Source organism: Oleiphilus sp. HI0117 (assembly GCF_001635235.1).
Map to the genome: position 1 here is coordinate 1 of NZ_LWGA01000107.1, position 987 is coordinate 987.

Below are 987 nucleotides of genomic sequence, written 5' to 3' on the forward strand. Positions count from 1 at the left end.
TTACACCGATCTATTACTGCATGACATGGGGCTAGGGCTGGCGGACAATCGACCCGAGTTTAAGGCAAACGGACAGGAATGGAGAACCGCTCCACTTTGGGGGCTCGGTTCAGACAAATACGTAAATGGCAGCCATTTTCTTCTGCATGACGGCCGCGCACGCAGTATACTTGAAGCAATTATGTGGCATGGCGGCGAGGCCGAATCTGCCAAGCAAGCCGTACAAACAATGCCCCAAGAGCAACGCGCACAACTGCTTACTTTTTTGGAATCACTTTAATGAACAGAACCTCTACGATTTCCAGTATTTTCTTAGCTTGTATCCTCTCATTTGTATGTCATGCCGCCCCAAGTGAAGCTGACTGGAAAAACTTCAACCATGCGACAGTTAATAGCTTTGTTATCCCGTTTTATCAATCGCTTAGCGCTGCCTCTCAGGCTTTGCAGCAGAGCACCCAAGGCCTCTGCCAAAGCCCTTCTCAAGAGGCGCTAGATAATAGCATCGGTGATTTCCACAAGACGATGGATGCCTGGCAATCTATTCAAAATATCACGTTTGGCCCCATAGAGTTTTCAATGCGCAGCCATAGCTTACAGTTCTGGCCCGACAAGAAGAATCATATCGGCAAACACCTAGGTGTTCTTCTAGCAAGTGACGACAAAACATTGCTGAATGAAGATAAATTCCAGCGTGTCAGCATTAGCGTTAAAGGCTTACCCGCGATTGAAAGAATTCTTTTCAAACAATCGGCGCTCAATGAACTCAAGGCAAATAAGTTCCACTGCGATGTATTAACGACGATCTCTCAGAATGTTTCGACGATCAGTACATCACTACATAGCGAGTGGCTTAAGCATATGCGTGGCCAGTTTGCCGACGCTAAACAACTAGACGGCTACTTCGAAGACGACATCGACGCCGCCACAGCTTTATTAAAAACAATGATCGAACCCTTGGAAGTCATACGAGACTTAAAGCTTAAACGC

The 987-nt window shown here is 46.7% G+C and carries 2 protein-coding genes; both read left to right on the plus strand.

Annotated elements, in window-relative coordinates:
* Positions 1–280, plus strand: a 280-nt coding sequence (locus tag A3757_RS01515) for a di-heme oxidoredictase family protein (RefSeq protein ID WP_304439160.1), incomplete at its 5' end; no start/stop codon positions are given.
* A partial coding sequence (locus A3757_RS01520; RefSeq protein ID WP_197469640.1) for an imelysin family protein occupies positions 280–987 on the plus strand: 708 nt, incomplete at its 3' end. The genes A3757_RS01515 and A3757_RS01520, both read left to right, overlap by 1 nt.